The 18,560-nt window shown below is 71.0% G+C and carries 18 protein-coding genes; 13 read left to right on the top strand and 5 right to left on the bottom strand.

Annotated elements, in window-relative coordinates:
* Positions 1-15 precede the first annotated feature (15 nt).
* From NV263_RS11775 to NV263_RS11760, 4 genes are all read left to right on the top strand, one after another.
* Complete coding sequence (locus tag NV263_RS11775; protein ID WP_263252978.1) at positions 16-360, top strand: cupin domain-containing protein; 345 nt, start codon at positions 16-18, stop codon at positions 358-360.
* 60 nt (positions 361-420) lie between these two features.
* Positions 421-918 carry a flavin reductase family protein gene (locus NV263_RS11770; RefSeq protein ID WP_263252975.1) on the top strand — a complete coding sequence of 166 codons (498 nt, stop codon included), beginning with the start codon at positions 421-423 and terminating at the stop codon, positions 916-918.
* A 172-nt stretch (positions 919-1,090) separates the two neighbouring features.
* On the top strand, positions 1,091-2,743 hold the full coding sequence (locus tag NV263_RS11765; protein ID WP_263252974.1) for an amidohydrolase: 1,653 nt from the start codon (positions 1,091-1,093) through the stop codon (positions 2,741-2,743).
* 280 nt (positions 2,744-3,023) lie between these two features.
* The gene (locus NV263_RS11760; RefSeq protein WP_263252973.1) at positions 3,024-3,782 is read left to right on the top strand and encodes a DUF2071 domain-containing protein; all 759 of its coding nucleotides are present in this window, start codon (positions 3,024-3,026) and stop codon (positions 3,780-3,782) included.
* A 91-nt stretch (positions 3,783-3,873) separates the two neighbouring features.
* Here the strand turns inward: NV263_RS11760 and NV263_RS11755 are convergent, their stop codons facing one another.
* Together NV263_RS11755 and NV263_RS11750 are read right to left on the bottom strand one after the other, a co-directional pair.
* A complete protein-coding gene (locus tag NV263_RS11755; protein WP_263252972.1) occupies positions 3,874-4,458 on the bottom strand; it encodes a hypothetical protein in 585 nt (194 codons plus the stop codon).
* A gap of 193 nt (positions 4,459-4,651) precedes the next feature.
* The gene (locus NV263_RS11750; RefSeq protein WP_263252970.1) at positions 4,652-5,611 is read right to left on the bottom strand and encodes a fumarylacetoacetate hydrolase family protein; all 960 of its coding nucleotides are present in this window, start codon (positions 5,609-5,611) and stop codon (positions 4,652-4,654) included.
* A 131-nt stretch (positions 5,612-5,742) separates the two neighbouring features.
* Between NV263_RS11750 and NV263_RS11745 the strand changes: the two genes are divergently transcribed.
* The 6 genes from NV263_RS11745 (at position 5,743) to NV263_RS11720 (ending at position 11,832) form a co-directional block, all read left to right on the top strand.
* Positions 5,743-6,648 (top strand): LysR family transcriptional regulator, encoded by a 906-nt coding sequence (locus tag NV263_RS11745; protein ID WP_263252968.1) that lies wholly within the window; start codon positions 5,743-5,745, stop codon positions 6,646-6,648.
* Between the two features lie 73 nt (positions 6,649-6,721).
* Positions 6,722-7,696 (top strand): fumarylacetoacetate hydrolase family protein, encoded by a 975-nt coding sequence (locus NV263_RS11740; protein ID WP_263252967.1) that lies wholly within the window; start codon positions 6,722-6,724, stop codon positions 7,694-7,696.
* On the top strand, positions 7,693-8,601 hold the full coding sequence (locus tag NV263_RS11735; RefSeq protein WP_263252966.1) for an MBL fold metallo-hydrolase: 909 nt from the start codon (positions 7,693-7,695) through the stop codon (positions 8,599-8,601). Before NV263_RS11740 ends, NV263_RS11735 begins: the two co-directional genes overlap by 4 nt.
* Positions 8,602-8,640: 39 nt before the next feature.
* Positions 8,641-9,678 (top strand): VOC family protein, encoded by a 1,038-nt coding sequence (locus tag NV263_RS11730; protein WP_263252964.1) that lies wholly within the window; start codon positions 8,641-8,643, stop codon positions 9,676-9,678.
* Positions 9,675-10,802 (top strand): FAD-dependent monooxygenase, encoded by a 1,128-nt coding sequence (locus tag NV263_RS11725; protein WP_263252962.1) that lies wholly within the window; start codon positions 9,675-9,677, stop codon positions 10,800-10,802. Before NV263_RS11730 ends, NV263_RS11725 begins: the two co-directional genes overlap by 4 nt.
* 19 nt (positions 10,803-10,821) lie before the next feature.
* Complete coding sequence (locus NV263_RS11720; protein ID WP_263252960.1) at positions 10,822-11,832, top strand: amidohydrolase family protein; 1,011 nt, start codon at positions 10,822-10,824, stop codon at positions 11,830-11,832.
* Between the two features lie 99 nt (positions 11,833-11,931).
* Here the strand turns inward: NV263_RS11720 and NV263_RS11715 are convergent, their stop codons facing one another.
* Complete coding sequence (locus NV263_RS11715) at positions 11,932-12,921, bottom strand: aldo/keto reductase (protein ID WP_263252958.1); 990 nt, start codon at positions 12,919-12,921, stop codon at positions 11,932-11,934.
* Positions 12,922-12,932: 11 nt separating this feature from the next.
* On the bottom strand, positions 12,933-13,826 hold the full coding sequence (locus NV263_RS11710; protein WP_263252957.1) for an aldo/keto reductase: 894 nt from the start codon (positions 13,824-13,826) through the stop codon (positions 12,933-12,935).
* Positions 13,827-13,927: 101 nt separating this feature from the next.
* Between NV263_RS11710 and NV263_RS11705 the strand changes: the two genes are divergently transcribed.
* On the top strand, positions 13,928-14,806 hold the full coding sequence (locus NV263_RS11705) for a helix-turn-helix transcriptional regulator (RefSeq protein WP_263252955.1): 879 nt from the start codon (positions 13,928-13,930) through the stop codon (positions 14,804-14,806).
* A gap of 104 nt (positions 14,807-14,910) precedes the next feature.
* Here NV263_RS11705 and NV263_RS11700 read toward each other — a convergent pair whose 3' ends face one another.
* Entirely contained in the window at positions 14,911-15,858 is a 948-nt protein-coding gene (locus NV263_RS11700; protein ID WP_263252953.1) for an AraC family transcriptional regulator, read from the bottom strand.
* Between the two features lie 319 nt (positions 15,859-16,177).
* Here NV263_RS11700 and NV263_RS11695 point away from each other — a divergent pair, with 319 nt between their 5' ends.
* On the top strand, positions 16,178-17,398 hold the full coding sequence (locus tag NV263_RS11695; protein ID WP_263252952.1) for a cytochrome P450: 1,221 nt from the start codon (positions 16,178-16,180) through the stop codon (positions 17,396-17,398).
* Between the two features lie 92 nt (positions 17,399-17,490).
* Positions 17,491-18,513, top strand: coding sequence for an NADH:ubiquinone reductase (Na(+)-transporting) subunit F (locus NV263_RS11690; protein ID WP_263252951.1), 1,023 nt, complete (start codon positions 17,491-17,493; stop codon positions 18,511-18,513).
* The last annotated feature ends 47 nt before the right edge of the window (positions 18,514-18,560 follow it).

The raw sequence follows: 18,560 nt of genomic DNA, 5'->3' as shown, positions 1-18,560 counted from the left end.
AACTGGAGCGCTCTCATGGCCAAACCCGAGTACGAGTTCTTCCCGGTCGCCGACGTCGACTACACCGTCTGCCCCGGAGACGACCCGAAGATCACCGAACGGATCCTGTCCTCCGACCCCGACACCGGGGTCGCGACCCGGATCCTGCGCTACGAGCCGGGCGCCGACTCCACGCCCATGGGCGTGCAGAAGCACGACTTCTGGGAAGAGGTCTACATCCTCGAAGGCTCCTTCACCGACCTGTCCCTGAACCGGACGTTCACCGCGGGCATGTACGCCTGCCGTCCGCCGGGCATGCCGCACGGGCCGTGGCGCACCGACGAAGGCGTGGTCACCTTCGAAGTCCGCTACCGGGCCTGACGTTCTCGCGAGGAGACACCCATGCCACCAACCGCTCACCCACCTCCGACGGAAACGCACGTGGAACCCGCGACGCTGCGCCGGACCATGGGCCGGTTCACCACCGGGGTCGCCGTGGTGACGACCGTCAGCGGCGACGGCCCGCACGGGATGACGGTCAACTCGCTGACCTCCGTTTCCCTCGATCCACCGCTCATCCTGGTCAGCCTGACCACCGGAGCCCGCACCACCCAGGCCGTCGCGGACTCGGGCGGATTCGCGGTCAGCATCCTGTCCTGCCGCCAGGAGCCGATCGCGATGCGGTTCGCCCGCCGCGGCGAAGACCACTTCGCCGGGCTGCCGCTCGAATACGGCCAGCACCGGGTTCCCGTCGTCCCGGACGCGCTGGCCCACGTGGAATGCCGCACCGAGCACGAGATCCCGGCGGGCGACCACGTGCTGTTCCTCGGCCGGGTCGTCGCCACGTGCGACCGGGAGGGACAACCGCTGGCATTCCACGGTGGCCGCTTCCTCGACGTGGTCGGCCACGGCCACGACGTCCCGCCCTGGTTCTTCTGACGAACCGGTCGCGGGCAACGACATCACCCGCGGCAATCCGCGTCCGGCGGCCGTGCCCCTGCTGCCGCCGGACCGGGCACCTCCGTTCGCCGTGCGGTGCTCGGCTCCGGTCCGGCACACCCCGGCGGCCGTGCGACGTTTCCACGGAAGACAAGGACAAGGAGTTGGGAAAGTGCGCCTCGATGCGCTGTTCCACAATGGACGCTTCACCACCCTCGATCCGGAACGCCCCGCGGCCCGCGCCGTTGGCGTGCTGGGCGGGCGGATCGTCGCACTCGACGAGGAGCTGGAGGGTTGCACCGCGGACGTCGTCGTCGACCTCGACGGCGCGCATGCCGTGCCGGGCTTCAACGACGCGCACCACCACCTGAGCCTGGTCGGCAAGGGCCTGCGCGAGCTCGACGTCTCCTACCGCGCCGCGCCCAGCCTCGCCGCGCTGTACCAGGCCGTCGCCGAGCGCGCCGCGACCCTGCCCGACGACGCCTGGGTCGTCGGGGCGGGGTACGACCAGAACAAGATCGGCGCCCATCCGACGGCTGCGGAACTGGACCGCGCCGCCCGAGGTCGACCGGTCTGGCTGGTGCACACCTCGCACCACATGGCAGTGGCCAGCACCGAAGCGCTCGCACGAGCCGGGTTCACCGATCCGACCGCACTGCCCGACGTGCCCGGCGGCCACGTTGCGCGCGACGCGAGCGGGCGGGCCGTCGGACTGCTCCAGGAAACCGCGATGCAGCTGGTCGAACGGGTGCTCCGGCCAGAACCCGTCGAGGAGTGGACCGCCAACATCGCCGCCGGTTCGCAGGCCGCCCTCGCGGTCGGGTTGACCAGTGCGACCGAGCCGGGCATCGGCGTCGTCGACGGCATCGGCAACGGGCCGGCCGATCTGGACGCCTACCTGCGCGTGCGCGAACGCGGCCTGCTCGGACTCCGGATGACGGTCATGCCCTACATCACCGCGCTGCACGACTGCGGCGCCGTGGAACCGGGAGTTCGGTGGTACGGGCTGGACCTCGGCGTGCGCACCGGCTTCGGTGACGAATGGTTGCGCATCGGGCCGACCAAGATCCTCTCGGACGGCTCCCTGATCGGCCGTTCCGCCGCGATGTGCTGCGACTACCACGATTCGCCGGGCAACAGCGGGCTGCTCCAGTACGAGGCCGAACAGATCCGCTCGTACATCGTCGACGCGCACCGCTGCGGCTGGCAGGTCGCCACGCACGCCATCGGCGACGCCGCCCTGGACATCGTCCTCGACGCGTATGCGGAGGCGCAGCGGCGACACCCGCGTCCCGACGTGCGCCACCGCATCGAACACGCGGCGGTGGCCAGCGACGAGCAGGTCGCCCGGATCGCGGCGCTCGGCCTCATCCCGGTCCCGCAGGGCCGATTCCTGTCGGAGATCGGTGACGGCCTGCTCGCCGCCCTCGGCCCGGCCCGGAGCCAGCTGGCCTACCGGATGCGATCGTTCCTGGACGCGGGCGTGGAGCTGCCGGGCTCCACCGACGCCCCGGTGGTCGCGTCGGCCCCACTGCTCAGCATCCACGACATGGTCAACCGGCGGACCGCCTCGGGTGCGCCCATCGGCCCGCACGAGGCGGTGACCGCCCGGGAAGCCTTGCGCGCCTACACGATCGGCTCGGCGCACGCCGTCCACGAGGAGCACATCAAGGGCACCCTCGCCCGAGGCATGCTCGCCGACTTCGTGGTCCTCAGCGACGACCTGCTGGGCGTGGATCCCGAACGCATCGGCGAACTGACCGTGGGAGCCACCGTCGTGGGCGGCCGGGTGGTCCACGACGCCGGAGCGTTGAAGATCTCCTGAACGCGCGGGAGCCCACCTCCCGCGGAACTCATCGAGACCGCTGCCGGGGGCGCCACCTGACCTCCGAACTCGGCCGCTGGGGGCGAGCCCGGTAACCGTCGTGGAACACGGCACCGGTAGGCACACCGTCCCACACGATCTCAGGAGTTCGGCACGATAGGATCAACCGGCGCTGTGCCCGCCTCCGCCCAGGACCTCTGGGTGAGTACGGGGCACGGCGTTGTGGTGAGAGGACGAAACCGCCGCGCATGGCCTGATTCGTACCGAGACAGGGGTTTGCATGAGGTTCTCGGGGACGCCGCGCCTACCGGTTCGCTGGCATCACGCCACGACCGAGCTGGAGGACTTCGCGATCATCTCCTACCGCGTCCCGCTCGACGTCATCGCGCGGCACCTCCCCGAGGGCTTCGAACCGGAGGCGTTCTCCTTCGTCGACGGCACCACGGCGGGATTGGTCTCCGCGGTGCCGTTCAAGGACCGCGACTTCCACTTCCGGTTCGCGCCGAAGGTGGCCATCTCCTGCGGCCAGATCAACTACCGCGCATACGTGCGCAGGCACGGCGAACGCGGCGTGTGGTTCTTCGGGACGAACCTGGACCACCCCTTGGTGACGGTGCCCAGGACCTTGTGGCGCATGCCGTGGTCGCGCAGCCGCATCAGCATCAGCGCCGACTGGACCGACTCCCGCGCACGCTGGAACATGACCGCCGCGGACTCCTCCGGCCGCAGTCACTGCGATCTCGTCGAGACCACCGGACCACTGCAACCGCTGGACGGGTTCTCCAGCGTCGATGACATGCTCGCGATCTTGACCCACCCGACGACCGGGTGGTATCGGCGACTGGGCGGCGGCATCGGCCGGTACTCGATCTGGCATCCCGCGATGCGGCCTCGCTCGTTCCAGATCCGGACCGCGCGGTTCAGCTTCCTGGACCGCCTCGGGATCACCACCCCGGACGCCCGTCCGCACTCCGCCCTCGGACAGCCGTCCCTGCACTTCGACATCCACACCCCGCCACGCAGACTGGCTCGTACCTGACGTCCACCGGCTCCCGGCCACAGTGGATGATCATCTCGCGCGCCACGTCCTGGCCCGCAGGCCGATGCCGCGCTCGCCCGGTGCCGGCCGCTCAGCCCCGCGCCCGCCAGGCGGCGAACTCCTCGGGCGTGGCCACACCGTCGTCGAGCACCGCGCGGTAGACCTCGTAGCTGGCGACCTGATCGTCGGATCGGCTCGCCAGCTCGTGCTTGATCGCCAGCACCACGACGCGCGCCGCGTCGTCCAAGCGCGGAGCCAGCGCGCGCAGGTGCGCCAGGTCGGGTTGACGCTCCGGTTCGTCGACGAACCAGATGTCGATCGTCCACTCGCGACCCTCGGCGTCCTGGCACGAGATGTGCAGGTACAGACCGTCCGGGTACATCGGGTCGGTGTTCCACTGCCCGGTGTCGTCGCGGAAGCGCACCTCACGCACCTGCCCGTGAAGCGCCAGCTCTGCGCCGAGGTGTGCGACAGCCTCGTGCGTAGTCTGGTCAAGCGCGGCGCAGGTGACGGTGATATCGACATCGCGGCGCACCATCACTCCGAGCGCGGAGCTGCCCACCCGCGTTGGGGAGCCGATCGCCGACAGCGCGGCCTCCAGCCCCAGTTCGGCCACCAGCGCGTCCGCCTCCTCCCGCGTGCGCGCTTCGCGTTCCAGGATCTGTTGGGGAGTCACAGTTCCGCGATTGTTCCAACACGGCCAGTCCCGCCGCCCGGATCCCCACAGCAGACCGCCACGGGTTCGCCAGTGCCGCCGCGATCCCCCTGGGCGAGCCCGAGAGCCATATCCACACCCACCGACCGCGAAGGCGGCCTCCCACGGTGCCGAGGACTTCCCGCTGCGCGTCCGGGGAGGGCGGCGTGCTCGGTCACCAGCACGCGTTCCCCGGCCCGCCCCCGGGACGGATCTCGTGCGGTGCACCGCCCGGCACGATGCGGTTGCGGGTGCCGCCGAGCAGTTCGACTTCGGTGGTGACGACGTCGCCGGGCCGCAACGGCGGGTGGACGTCCTCGCCGTATCGGCCCCACAACTCGGCCAGGCATCCGTTGCGGCAGGTTCCCGAACCGAGCAGGTCGCCCGGGCGGATCCAGGTGCCGCGCGAGGCGTAGGCGGCCAGGGCGGGGAAGCTCCAGGCCATGTTGTCCAGCCGGTCGGCACCGATCGGTTCGTCGTTGACCAGGACCCGCATGGTCAGGTCGTAGGACGTGCCCGAGGCCCGGTCCTGGAGTTCGTCGGCGGTCACGAACACGGTGCCGAGTGCGGTCGCGGTGTCCTTGCCCTTGGCCGGACCGAGCCGCAGCCGCATCTCGTGGAACTGGACGTCGCGCGCGGAGAAGTCGTTGAACACCACGAAACCGGCGATGTGCTCGGCTGCCTGGGCGACGGTGAGGTCCCGCCCTGCGCGGCCGACCACGGCGGCCACCTCCAGCTCGAAGTCGAACCGCTCGCATCCGGGCGGCACCGGAACGTCGTCGTGCGGGCCGACGGTGGCATAGGGGTTCGAGAAGTAGAACGCCGGAATTTCCCAGAACTCCTCCGGAACCCCGGCGTCCGGATCGCGGTTCCGGGCGATGCCGGCGGTGTGCTCCGGGAAGGTGGAGAAGTCCCGCACGGTCGGCGGATCGAGCGGTGCCGTCAGGTCGGCCGCGTCCAGCGGGACTCCCCGCGAAGCCGTGCGCAACGCGGTGTCGGCGGTCTCGAACAGCCTGCCGTCGTCGCCGAGCAGCGTCGGCAGGTCGAGCGCGGCGGGTAGGTCGATCAGGACGTCCTCGTCGTCGAGCACGGCGAGTCTCGGGCCCTGATCCGTCCGGTGCCGGACGAATCGCATGATGCCTCCTCGGTGGTCCGCGGCGATGCTAGGCAACTGCCCCACCTCGGCGGAAATGCACAGATCGGCTCGCTGGTATTCGCGTGGTGGATGGCTCGTAGGATCGCGGTGGCGTGGGAAGGATGACTGGTGTGAACGTGGGACAGCTCGATCTCAACCTGCTGGTCGTGCTCGACGCGCTCCTGCGCGAGCAGAACGTCACCCGCGCCGCCGAGCGGCTGCACATGTCCCAGCCGGCGACGAGCACCGCGCTGGCCCGCCTGCGCAAGACCCTGGGCGATCCGCTGCTGGTGAAGCAGGGGCGCTACCTGCGGTTGACGCCGCGCGGTGAGGCGCTCATCGGGCCGGTGCGGGAGGTGCTCGCGACGATCGAGCAGCACATCGTGGCGCCTCCGGACTTCGATCCCGCGCGCGACGAACGGACCTTCAACCTGGTCGCCAGCGACTACGTGGGCGTCGTGTTGATTCGGCCGCTGCTGGAACGGGTGAACGGTGTGGTGCCCAACGTCCGGTTGGACTTGGGCGGGCTGTCCGCCGACCCCGCGCGCATGATCGAGCGCGACGAATTCGACCTGGTCATCCTGCCCGAGGTGCTGGCCGAGGGCGTGGTGCCGGGCTCGTGTTCGAGCGCACCCGTGCTCCGCGACCGGTACGTGGGCGCCGTGTGGTCGCAGCACGCCTTGGCCGGGCAATCGCTTCCGCCCCGCGCGCTTGCCGAGTACCCGTACCTGGCCTTCGCGCCGCCGAGCGGTTTCAGCTTGATGGACGAGGATCTCGACCGCGCCGGGATCACCCCGCGGGTGGAGGCGAGGTCGGTCAACCTCATCACCATGCCGCTCCTGTTGGCCGGTACGGACCTGGTCACGATCATCCCGGAAAGCCTCGGCGAGCAACTCGCACCCGCCGCCGACATCGTGTTGCTGGAACCCGAGTTCCCGCTGCGCCCGGTGCGCGAGTCCGCGTACTGGCACAGCCGTCGGGACGCCGACCCCGGGCATCGCTGGCTGCGTGAGCAACTGCTCGCGGTCGTGCGATAGCTGGTATTCACACCGGGCATTTCCGCGTTCATGCTCGCCGCCCTTAGCGTCGAACGCGTCGAAGGAGGACGCGATGACGCGACGGGTCGATGGCTACGCCCTCGGTACCTTCTCGGACGCGGCCGGCAGCTTCGCCGGTCTCGTCTCGGGTGACCGGGTGCTGCGCCTGGACGGTACGGGGATCGGTGCGGAAGGGCTGACCGTTCGGGATCTGCTGGACGACTGGGAGGCGGTGCGGACCCGGCTGCCGGAGCTGGCCGCGACCCTGGACAGCGGGGGCGGCAAACCGCTGGCCGAACTGTCCGTGCGGGCGCCCGTGGAGCCGCGCCAGATCCTCCAGGCCGGCGCCAACTACCGCAACCACGTCGCGGAGATCGTCCTCTCCAGCCGGGAATCCGGCGACACGCGCAGCGACGACGAACTGCGCCGGGACGCCGAGCGGATGATGGATGACAAGGTCCGGACCGGCAGCCCGTTCTTCTTCGCGGGCCTGCCCGCGGCGATCTGCGGGCCGGACGACGACGTGCTGCTGCCGGCCGAGTCCGCGCAGGTGGACTGGGAGGTCGAGCTGACCGCGGTGATCGGCAAGACCGCTCACCGGGTGCCGCGCGAACGCGCGATGGAACACGTCGCCGGGTTCACCGTGTGCAACGACGTCAGCGCACGCGACCTCCAGTTCCCCGCGGAGCACCGGCCGTTGGGCGGCGACTGGGTGCGGGCGAAGAACCGCCCCACCTTCCTGCCGACCGGCCCGTTCCTCGTCCCGGTCGAGGTGCTGCCGGACTACCGGGAACTTGCGATCACCCTCGACCTCAACGGGGAGCGCAAGCAGTCCGACGTCGCGGCGAACCTGCTCTTCGACGTCGAGGCGCTGGTCGCGGCCGCCTCGGCGGCGACCACGCTGTACCCGGGGGACCTGGTCCTCACCGGCAGCCCGGCCGGCAACGGGGGGAAGTGGCAGCGCTGGTTGCGACCGGGGGATGTGCTGGAGGCGGCGATCTCCGGCATCGGTGTCCAGCGCAACGCGTGCGTGGAGGAATCCCGATGAGCCGCCCGGGGCCAGGACGCGTCGAGGAGGTCGCCGACGGCGTCCACGCCTTCGTGCAGCCCGACGGCAGTTGGATGATCAACAACAGCGGTTTCGTCACCGGCCGGTCCGGTGTGCTGTGCATCGACGCATGCGCGACCGAACGCCGCACCCGAGATCTGCTCGCGGCGATCGCGGGTGTGACCACCGCCCCGGTGCGGACGTTGGTCAACACCCACCACCACCCCGACCACACGGCCGGGAACGGCTTCTTCCCGAACGCCACGATCGTCGCGCACGAGCAGGCCCGGCCCGAGATGCGGGCGCTCGGGCTGCCCGCCAACGGCGGCGTCTGGTCCGATGTGGACTACGGTGCGCTCGAACTCCAGCTCCCGTTCCTGACGTTCACCGACCGCATCGCGGTGTGGGTGGACGAGCTGCGCTGCGAGCTGATCCACCCCGGTCGGACCGCGCACACCACCAACGACGTCGTGGTCTGGCTTCCGGAGCACAGCGTGCTCTTCGCCGGTGATCTCCTGTTCAACGGCGGCACCCCGTTCCTGCTGTCCGGGTCGGTGCGGGGCTCCATCGAGGTCCTCGAACACTTCCTCGCTCCGCTCGGCGCCACCACGATCGTCCCCGGGCACGGCCCGGTGTGCGGGCCGGAGGTCATCGGCGAGGTGCTGGACTACCTGCGGTTCGTCCTCGATGTCGCCGCACGGGGCCGACAGGCGGGCCTGAGCCCGCTGGAACTGGCCCGGCAGACCGACCTCGGCCGGTTCGCGGCCTGGACCGACCGCGAGCGGATCGTCGGCAACCTGCACGCGGCCTACGCCGAGGACTCCGGTGAACAGCTCGATGCCGGGGCCGCTCTGCGCGACATGGTCGCCTACAACGGCGGCCGACCACTGACCTGCCTGGCCTGATCCCCTTCACGACTTCCCCGCAAAAACCGAGGAGTTCGGATGTCCGAGATCCTGTTGTCCCAGCTCGCGCACGTCGAGCTGATCAGCCCGAAGCCGGACGAGACCGTCGAGTGGATGAAGGAGGTGTTCGGGCTGGAGGAGACCACGCGCGAGGGACAGTCGGTGTACCTGCGCGGCTGGGCCGAGTGGCTGCACTCCAGCCTCATCATCACCGAGGGCCGCGAGCCCGGTGTCGGCCGGATCGGCTGGCGCACCTACGGCCCGGAGGACCCCGAGATCATCGCCAAGCGGCTGGCCGACACCGAGGAAGCGGTCGGCTGGGTCGACGACTGGACCGGGCACGGCGCAACCTACCGGTACCGGGCCCCGCACGGCCGGCATCTGCACGAGGTGTTCTGGGAGGTCGACCGGTACCAGGCACCGCAGGAGAAGCAGGACCCGGTGGTCAAGAACCGGCCGCAGCGGTTCTCCGGGAAGGGGATCGGCGCCCGCTACCTCGACCACGTCACCATGCCCACCCAGAACATGCGCGGCGACATCGACTTCTACAAGCGGCTCGGAGCCCGCCACACCGCGCGGACCGAGGTCGAGCCGGGCTTCGCGGTGTTCTCGACCCTGACCTGCAACGGCATCCGCTCCACCCACGACCTCGCGCTCGTGCCCGACTTCAGCGGCATGACCGGACGCGCCCACCACATCGCCTTCCGCGTCGACCAGCGCCAGGACGTGGAACGGGCGGCCGAGATCTTCCTGGCCAACGACACACCGATCGAGTTCGGACCGGGCGTTCACGGCATCGACGAGATCACCTACCTCTACGTCCGCGAACCCGGCGGGTTCCGGATGGAGATCAACGCGGGAGGCTGGGTCAACACCATGCCCGACTGGGAGACCACCACCTACCGGGCCGCCGGCGGCAACCCCGGCCAGAGCATCTGGCGCAACGTCGAAGCGCCCGAAGGATTTCACGACGCCTGGCCGCTCCCGGCCGGCGAAGCCGCGGACAGGCAGCACGCGGCCGTCGCCGACGAGAGCGTGCGCGACTTCTTCGGCGAGCGGGCGGGCAGCGCGCGATGAGCGTGCGGCGGGCGCTCATCGTCGGCGGCGGGATCGGCGGCCTGTCGGCCGCCATCGCGCTGCGCCGGATCGGAGTCGAGGTCGACCTGGTCGAGAAGAACGCCACGTGGTCGGTGTACGGCGTCGGCATCATCCAGCCGGGCAACGCGTTGCGGGCACTCGACCGGCTGGGAGTCGCCGAGCAGTGCGTCGCGCAGGGGTATCCCATCCTGGGCGTGCGCAGCTGGACGGCCGACGGCGGGACTCTCTTGCGGGACAACACCTTCCCGTCGGCCGTACCCGGCCTGCCGCCGAACAACGGCATCACCCGTCGTCGGCTGCACGACATCCTGGTCTCGGCGGCGAACGACTCCGGCGCGAACATCCGCACCGGAGTCACGGTGTCCACATTGGAGCAGGAACCGGACGCGGTCCACATCGGGTTCAGCGATGGGCGGCACCGCTCGTACGACCTCGTGGTGGGTGCCGACGGGCTGTACTCCCGGCTGCGCGAGCGGGTCTTCGGTGACCAGCACAAGGCGAAGTTCACCGGCCAGGTCGCCTGGCGCGTCAACCTGCCGCGCATCCCGGAGCTCGACCGCCTCTGGATGTACCGGGGTTCGCGCGGGACCGCGGGGTTCGTTCCGCTCGCGCCGGACCTGATGTACATGCTCACCATCGAGAAAGTGCCCGACGGTGCACCGCTGCGGCTACCGCAGGACGGACTGGCGGCCGAATACCGCAACCGGCTCGCCGAATACGGTGGACCGGTCGCCGAACACCGCGAACTGGTGCGCGACGACGCCGAAGTCGTCTACCGCCCGGTCGACAACATCCTGCTGCCCGCACCGTGGCACCGCGGACGCGTCCTGCTGATCGGCGACGCGGCACACGGCACCTCGCCGCACTGCGGCCAGGGCGGCGCCCAGGCCATCGAGGACGGGGTCGTGCTCGCCGAGGAGATCGCCAAGCAGGCACCGGTCGAACAGGTCCTCGCCAGCTTCATGCAGCGCCGCTTCGCGCGCTGCAAAACGGTCGTCGAAGGCTCCGAACGCATCGGCCGCTGGGAACAGGACCACACCCTCGACATCGACCCCGACGCCGCGGCGTTCGAAGTGACCACCGCCGCGCTGGCGCCGTTGTGAGTTCCCCGGAGGAGAGCTGATGCCCCGCACCGTGCCGACGGTCGACGTGCACGCCCACCTCGCGGTGCCCGCCGTCGACGAGGTGATCGCCGACGAGCCGGGGCTGGCCCGGCAGCGAGCCGCGGACACCGCCGCCCTCGGGCCGGCCTCGGCGGCCCACAACGTCGAGCAGCTTCGCTCGCTGGCCGTGCGGTTGACCGATGTGGACGTTCGGCTCGCGGCGATGGATCGGGCTGGTGTGGACGTCCAAGCCGTGAGCCCGGTCCCGTTGCCGCACGCCTGGGCGCAACGTGCTCTCGCCGAGCGCATCACCGCGCTCACCAACGAGGCCGTCGCCGAGTACTGCACCAGGCGGGCGGACCGGCTCGTCGGGATCGGCACCGTCGCGCTGCAACACCCTGATCTGGCCGTGGAGCAGTTGCGGACCGCGGTACGCGAGCTGGGCATGCGCGGGGTGCAGATCTCCACCGCCGCCGCGCCGGGAGTGGAACTCGACGATCCGTCGCTGGCGGATTTCTGGGCCGCGGTCGAGGAACTCGACGCCGCGGTGCTGATCCACCCGTGGGGCTGCACCCTCGGGGAGCGGTTGAACGCCTACTACCTGTTCAACACCGTCGGCAACCCCGTGGAAACGGCTCTGGCGTTGTCGAGGATCGCGTTCTCGGGCCTGCTGGAACGCCATCCGCGACTGCGGATCTGGTCGGCGCACGGCGGAGGTTACCTCGGTAGCTACCTCGTGCGAGCCGATCACGCGTGGTCCGTGCGGGGCGATGCGCGCACGACCACCGCGCCGCCCAGCGAGCTGGTCCGCCGCACCTTCGTGGACTCCCTGGTCTACACCCCCGAACAACTGCGCCACCTGGTCGGGACGATGGGCTCCGGCCAAGTGACGCTGGGCAGCGACTACCCGTTCGACATGGGCGTCGAAGATCCCGTGGACCGGTTGCTCGCCGCCGAATTCGACGCCGAGACCGTTGCCGCGATCCGGGGGCGCAACGCGGTGCGCCTGCTGGGCCCGTTCCCGGGCTGATCCCCGCCGAGGTGTCGGCAGATGGTCGTGTGCCGCCACCTCGGCAGGTGACGCGTCCGCGCGGCAGAATCCGCGGGGCACCGGGCGGCGGACTGCCCCTCAGAGGCCGACCATGGCCATGCCCGCGGCGTTGTAGCGGTCGCCGTGGACGCCGACGCGGGAGGCGAGGGCGTCGAGTTCGGCGACTTCGTCGGCGGACAGCGCGACCTGCGTGGCCGCGGCGTTCTCGTCGACCCGGCCGCGGCGGCGGGTGCCGGGGATCGGCACGATCCACGGCTGCTGGGCCAACAGCCAGGCCAGCGCGATCTGGCCGGGCGTGGTGCCCTTGGCCTCGGCGAGGGCGCGGACGTGGCTCACCAGCGCCTCGTTGGCGTCGATGTTGCCCGCGGCGAACCGCGGGATCGTGTTCCGGATGTCGCCGTCGGCGAACGCGGTGGTGGTGCTCACGGTGCCGGTGAGGAAGCCCTTGCCGAGCGGGCTGAACGGCACGAAGCCGATGCCGAGCTCGGCGCAGGCCGGCAGCACCTCCGGCTCGGGGTCGCGGGTCCACAGCGAGTACTCGCTCTGCACGGCGGTGACCGGGTGGACGCCGTGGGCGCGGCGGATCGTGCCCGCGCCGGCCTCGGAGAGCCCGAAGTGCCGGACCTTGCCGGCTTCGACGAGCTCACCCACCGTCCCGGCGACGTCTTCGATCGGCACCTCCGGGTCGACCCGGTGCTGGTAGAACAGGTCGATCACGTCGATCCCGAGCCGCCGCAGGGATTCGTCGGCCACCCGCCGGATCTGCTCGGGTCGGGAGTTCGTCCCGACCATCCGCCCGTCCTGGATGTTCCACCCGAACTTGGTGGCGATCACGACCTGCTCGCGCACGGGTGCGAGCGCTTCACCGACGAGCTCCTCGTTGACGTAGGGACCGTAGACCTCGGCGGTGTCGAAGAAGGTGATGCCCGCTTGCTCGACGGCGTACCGGATCACCCCGATCATGTCGTCGCGGTCACCGGGGTTGGGGCCGTACCCCTGCGACATGCCCATGCAGCCGAGGCCGACCGCCGAAACCTCCAGGCCCTGACCGAGCGTGCGCGTGTGCACAGATGTCCTCCTCAAGCTTCGGGGATGTCGATGGCGAAGGTCCCGCGGGTGATGTCCGCCGGCTCCGGACCACCGCGGATACCGGTGTCCAGCGCGTCGATCGCGGCCAGCTCGTCTGCGGTCAGCTCGAAATCGAAGACCTGGAAGTTCTCCGCGATGCGCGCCGGGGTGACCGACTTCGGGATCACCTGGCGACCCTGTTGCAGGTGCCAGCGCAGCATCACCTGAGCCGGGGTCTTGCCGTGCGCGGTCGCGATCTCGCCGATCGTGGGATCGTCCAGGGTGCTCGTGCGGTTCTCACCACCCCACCCCGGGTAGAAGGTGATGCCGCCGATCGGCGACCAAGCCTGGTTGAGGATGCCGTGTTCGGCGTCGTAGGCCAGCAGCTCGGTTTGGCGGAAGTACGGATGCACCTCGATCTGGTTGACCGCGGGCACCACCCGGGTTTCGGCCAGCAGCCGGTCGAGGTGGTCCGGCATGAAGTTCGACACGCCGATCGCGCGGACCCTGCCGTCGGCGTAGAGCTTCTCCAGCGCCTGGTACGCCTGGATGGTCAAGTCGAACTCGCCGGGCAGCGCCTGGTGCAGGATCAGCAGGTCGAGCTGCTCGACGCCGAGCTTGCCCGCGGCCTTGTCGAAGGCGTGCAGGGTCTGGTCGTAGCCGTAGTCGGTGATCCAGACCTTGGTTTCCAGGAACACCTCGTCCCGGGACAGACCCGACCGGCGCACCGCCTCCCCGACCTCCCGCTCGTTGCCGTAGGCCGCCGCGGTGTCGATGTGCCGGTAGCCGACCCGCAGCGCCTCCTGCACCGCCGCGGTCGTCTCCTCGGGCGGGGCCTGGAAGACGCCGAACCCGATCGCCGGCATCACCACGTCGTTGTTGAGCGTGAACTCCGGAGTCGTCATGCCCACCACGCTAGGCAGCTGTTCAGGGGCGTGGGAGTGCCCACCGAGACGGGTACTGGCAGGGACCCCCACCGGCCGCGGCGTCCTCCTACGCTGGGGCTGTGGACCACCGGGCCGAAGTCAGCGCGTTCCTGAAGTCCCGCCGCGACAAGATCTCACCGGAGCAGGCGGGTCTGCCGGTGCACGGCAAGCGCCGCGTGCCCGGGCTGCGCCGGAGCGAGGTGGCGATGCTGGCAGGAGTCAGCGTCGAGTACTACACCCGCCTGGAACGCGGCAACCTCGGCGGGGTCTCGGACAACGTCCTGGACGCCCTCGCCCAGGCCCTGCGGCTCGGCGAGACCGAGCGGGATCACCTGCACGCGCTGGCCCGCGCGGCCAACGCCAGGGCGGCCCGCGTCCGGCACCGCCCCGAGAAGGCCACCGTGCGGTCCAGCGTGCTGCGCATCATCGAGGGCCTGCACGACCAGCCCGCGTACGTCCGCAACAACCGCATGGACATCCTCGCGGCCAACCCGCTCGCCCGCGCCCTGCACCACCAGGCGTTCGAGCACGAGCCCGTCAACCCCTGCCGGTTCACCTTCCTCGACCCGCGGGCCACCCGGTTCTACCCCGACTGGGAACGCGTGGCCCGCGACGGAGTCGGGGTGCTGCGGGTCGAGGCCGCCAAGAACCCCTACGACCGCGAGCTGCACAACCTGATCGGTGAACTGTCCACCCGCAGCGATGCCTTCCGCACCATGTGGGGCGCGCACGACGTGCACGTCTACACCGGGGGAACCAAGCGGTTCGACCACCCGGCGGTGGGCGAGCTGGAACTGTTCCACGAAAGTCTCGACCTGCCCGGCGACGAAGGGCTGTCCATCACCGTCTACAACGCCGCTCCCGACACCCCGGCCGCGGACGCCCTCACGCTCCTGGCCAGCTGGGCCGCCACCCACGACCAGGGCCGGGCTGCCGCCCAGCCCGACACGGACCGCTGACGCCAGCCGCGGCCCGATCCGCGGACTCCCCGCCCCAGCACCGACCGGCGGAGCTGCCCCGGTCCCCCACGACCGGCTCCGGGGACCCGGTTACCGGGCAGCGTTCATCGCCGCAGCGATTCCGCCGGGCTGAGGCCGTAGCGGCGCCGGTAGGACGCGGCGAACCGGCCCATGTGCGCGAAGCCCCACCGCGTGGCGATCTCGGTGACGGTGCGCCGACCGTCGGCGGCGACGAGGTCGGCGTGCACCCGCTCCAGCCGGATCTCCCGCAGCGCGGCCGACGGTGAGGTGCCCAGGTACTGCTGGAAGCCCTCTTGGAGCCGCCGCACGCTCACGCCCGCGACCTCGGCCATGTCGGCCGCCGTCCAGGCCCGCGCCGGATCGGCCTGCACCCGGTCCAGCACCCGGTGCACGATCCGCGGTCGGGCCGGCGGCGCGGACTCCCGGCCGGGCTGGGTGGCCAGCAGGAACCCGGCGGTGATCGCACCGGCCAGTTGTTCGCGCACCGGCTCCGCGCTCATCAGCGCCCGCATCCCGTCCAGCTCGCAGGCCAGGCCGCGCACGAAGTGCAGCCAGCCGCGCGCCGCGGTACTCCGGCCGTCGAGCTGCGGCGGCAGCGCACGGGGTGAGCCGCCGAGCACGCGTTCGGCCTCCCGCGCCAGCCGCGCGCGGTCGAACTTCACGCCCACCACCGTGCAGTCCCGTGACCAGCGGGTGATCGGGGTGGCCGTGTTCGCCGGGAAGATCGTGCCCGCGCCTGGGACCGAGACCACCGCGTCCCGGCCGTGCCGCGACTCCAGACGTCCGGACAGCGGCATGTTCACCTCGACGGCTCCGGGGTAGTCGCAGTCGATCGCCACGTCCACGCCCCAGCGCAGACGCCCGATCGTCACCGGCCCCAGGTCGACGGTGCGCATCGACAGGTCCGGGCGGCGGCCGCCGGACAGCGCGGTGAGTTCGTGCGGGAAGTACGCATCGGCCACCGCGTGGTGCGCCTCGTGCCAGTCGGACGTGTCGATCGCGCGGAAGTCTCCGGCAGGAAGGGTGACCACGCCGCCTCCTCTCACCCGGACGCCGATGTCCGTTCCCTCGTGTAACACACCGCCGACACGTCCGGTGAGACCCGGGTCATGCCGATCGCACGTTCCGGATCGTCGCCGCGTTCCGCGGACATCCCGCCGACCAGCGCGGACGACGCTGTCCATCCGGATTGAGACCGGTTGCGTCCGAGTCCGCGCGCGCATCGCGTACCGGCGCCGCGCCCGGCGGATCGACGACGTGCTGCGCCGGCTGCTTCAGTTCCCGGCACATCGCGGTGGAGCGCGGATTCCGCCGCCCGCCACCGGAATTCCTGCGAGTCCTGGAGGAGCGATGACCGCTACCGTCCCGAGCTGGATCGCCGAGGTCACCATCGAGGAACTGGAGAACGATCCGTACCCGTTCTACGCCCGGCTCCGCGAGGAGGCGCCGTTGGCCTACGTGCCCGCGCTCGGCTGCTGGGTCGCCTCCACCAAGGAGATGTGCCGCCGGATCGCGGGATCCGACGACACCGACTTCGAGGGGGTGATCACGCCGGCCGGGCGGCGCACCTTCGGCGACCCGGCGGTGCTCGACGCCAACGGAGCCCAGCACGACGAGTTGCGCGCGATGGTCGACCCCGGCCTGCAGCCCAGCGAGGTGGACCGGTACGTGGAGGGCCTGGCCCGCCCGATCGCCCGCCGCTACCTGGAAGCGTTCGAGCAGGACGGCGAAGCCGACCTGGTCGCGCAGTACTGCGAGCCGGTGAGCGTGCGCAGCCTCGGCGATCTGCTCGGCCTGCACGAGGTGTCCTCGGACAAGCTGCGCGAGTGGTTCCACAAGCTGAGCGTCTCGTTCACCAACGCCGCGGTGGACGCCGACGGGAACTTCGCCAACCCGCGCGGGTTCGACCCCGGCGACGAGGCCAAGGCGGAGATCCGGGAGATCTGCGACCCGCTGCTGGACCGGTGGACCACCGAGCCGAACGACTCCGCGCTGTCGCACTGGCTGCACGACGGCATGCCCGCGGGCCAGGTCCGCGACCGCGAGGTGATCTACCCGAACCTGTTCGTGTTCCTGCTGGGCGCGATGCAGGAGCCGGGGCACGCGATGGCCTCCACCGTCGCCGGTCTGTTCACCCGGCCCGACCAGCTGGAGCGGGTGGTCGACGACCCGTCGCTGATCCGGCGGGCGATCTCGGAGGGCGTGCGCTGGACCGCGCCGATCTGGTCGGCGGTGGCCCGGCGCAACAAGCAGGACATGACGATCGACGGTGTGCACCTGCCGGCCGGGTCGGTGGTGATGATGTCCTACGGCTCGGCCAACCACGACGAGCACGACTACGGCGCTCCCTCGCGGTACGACCTGGACCGCGCCTCGATCCCGCACCTGGCGTTCGGCGCGGGCAAGCACGCCTGCGCGGGGATCTACTTCGCCACCGAGGTGGTCCGCATCGGTCTGGAGGAGCTGTTCGAGGCGATCCCCAACATCGAGCGCGACGACCGCTACGAGGTCGACTTCTGGGGCTGGGGATTCCGCGGCCCCCGAGAACTGCGCGTGAAGTGGGGAGTGTGAATGAGCGCCGAGGACTCGCGCTGCGCGGGTGGTGGCCCGGCCGCCCCGGAACAGCGCGGACGTCGACGTGGCGGGCGGGACGGAGGATCGCGATGAGCGACACCCACGAGATCCGGATCAGCGGGTTCGAGCGGCCCGCGGTGTGCGGCGGGGAGCAGGCGGTGCTGGACGCGTGCCTGCGCGAGGGCCTGTGGCTGCCGCACTCGTGCACGCAGGGCACCTGCGGCAGCTGCAAGATGCGCGTGGTCTCCGGCGAGGTCGACCACCGCGGGTCGTCGGAGCACGCGCTCACCGCGGAGGAACGCGCGGCCGGGATCGCGCTCGCCTGCCAGGCCAGCCCGCGCACCGCGCTGCTGCTGGAACCGGTCGAGCCGGTGCCCGACGACGACCGGGAGCGCCACCCGCTGCGGGACTTCACCGGCACGGTCACCGCGCTCGACGACATCGCCCGGGAGATCCGCCGGATCGTGGTCGAGCTGGACGAGCCGATGGGCTTCCACGCCGGGCAGTACGCCGAGATCGCCGTGCCCGGCAGCGGCCTGACCCGGCAGTACTCGATGGCGAATCCGCCGTGGGAGCCCCGGAATCTGGAGTTCCACGTCCGCCGCACCCCGGGCGGCGTGGCGACCGACGGGTGGATGTTCACGTCGCTGCGGGTGGGCGACCGGGTGGAGCTCACCGGGCCGCTGGGCGACTTCGGCCTCCGACGGCAGGAGGAACCGGCGATCCTGATCGGCGGCGGCACCGGGCTGGCCCCGCTGAAGTCGATCGCGCGGGATGCGCTGGAACACGACCTGGTCCCGGAGCTGCACCTCTACCACGGCGGCCGGACCGAGGCGGACCTCTACGACGGGGAGTTCTTCCGAGCCCTCGCCGCCGAGGATCCCCGGTTCCGCTACCGGCCCTGCCTGAGCGAGCAGGAGTGGTCCGGCGCGGTCGGGCTCGTCACCGACGTCGTGGTGGCGGATTTCCCGTCGTGCCGCGGGATGAGCGCCTACCTGTGCGGACCGCCGGCGATGATCGAGGCCGGCACGAAGGCGCTGAAGCGGCGCCGGATGGCTCCCCGGCGCATCCACCGCGAGAGGTTCCTCGACGCCTCGCACCGGGGAGTTTGAGCGCCTGTCTTCGAACCGGTCGCGCCTCGCCGAGGGTCCCGGTGTGC

The organism is Saccharopolyspora rosea, from assembly GCF_025643595.1.
Classification (GTDB): Bacteria; Actinomycetota; Actinomycetes; order Mycobacteriales; family Pseudonocardiaceae; genus Saccharopolyspora; species Saccharopolyspora rosea.
The sequence above is the reverse complement of the archived record's forward strand: the minus strand, read 5'-3'. Positions and strand labels throughout refer to the sequence as shown.